Origin of the sequence: Shigella sp. FC1967 (assembly GCF_001743005.1) — a bacterium.
Taxonomy (GTDB): Bacteria; Pseudomonadota; Gammaproteobacteria; order Enterobacterales; family Enterobacteriaceae; genus Proteus.
The window spans coordinates 1-1,232 of the sequence record NZ_MIIZ01001030.1; the positions used below are offsets into that span (position 1 = coordinate 1).

1 protein-coding gene is annotated in these 1,232 nt (G+C 35.9%); it reads right to left on the bottom strand.

Features of this window, described 5'->3' with window-relative positions:
* Positions 1-60: 60 nt before the first annotated feature.
* Positions 61-1,232, bottom strand: a 1,172-nt coding sequence (locus BHE89_RS17760) for a S8 family peptidase (RefSeq protein WP_128860682.1), incomplete at its 5' end; no start/stop codon positions are given.

A 1,232-nucleotide genomic window follows, 5' to 3' on the forward strand; every position in this document is an offset into this window, starting at 1 on the left:
AATTAACACCTCCTAAATAATTTAGAAGGTGTTTAAAAGGTATTAATTAACGATTAAAACTTAATGACGTTTTATTAATTTTTTTAAATACAGAATTGCATTATCCACATTAGGTAAAGGACCAATTTTTTCATTTATCAGTGGAAAAGTGCCTGTTTTTATTAATAAGTCACGCATTTGTATCGGCGTTAACACACTATTTGTATGGTCTTTATACCAAGATTGGATCACTGCAACGGCTCCCGCAACTAACGCACTAGCTGACGATGTTCCACTAAAATTAGCCGTATAAGTATGATTATCATCACTTCGAAAGAGATCGCCATAGCCCGCTGTTGCAACATCCTCTCCCCACGCTTGTACATGAATAGGTGAACCATGCGTTGAGAAAGGCAATCGGTTTAATGTATAAGGCGAACCTGCACCAACACGTATTGAGTTATTATCATGGCGTTGTCGATAACTGTCATAAGCCGGTGAATCCAGATCGACTCCCCCATTTCCTGCGGCCATAATCACAATAATTCCCGCATCTGTTAATGCGCGAGTCGCTTCCCAAATATGCATTTCATAATCTGCGGGTACGTAAGCTTGATGTTCACAAATTGTCTGCATTTCATATAAAACAATATCACCCGCATGTAATATGCGTTTACTGGCAATGATTGCATCAATACGTCCACAAGTTAATTCAGAAATGGCATAGAACATGTCTAATTTATAAGCAAGTCCAGTGATCCCTTTGCCATCATTTTTTCCCATAATTAATCCCGCAACCGCCGTTCCATGATCGGCCTGTCCCGTTCTTTCATTAAATGGTAATAATGATGTAATATTATCCGTTGATAAATCATGGTGAGAAAGATTAAAATCCCATTCAATATCAGCAACTTGTATTCCTTGCCCATATGCTTCTTGTTTCCATGCTTCGCTAATTCCTAGTCCTGTAACTTTATTAATATTTATCGTTTTTTCTGGTGTATTTAAGTATTGCTGATATTGAGTTAAGTTAGGTGTAACATTAGGAGGTTCAATAGGTTGTATCGGTACCGCTTGTACATATTCAATATCAGGATGTTGTTGTAATTCATTAATCACTTCATCTAAAGAATAATGATACTCCTCTGGTAAATTAAGATAATAATATTTATTTAGATCATTAAAGTTTATTGAAACAGAATCAATATAATTTTGGGGCGGTAATTGATGAGTAAATGACATTACTGGAATTA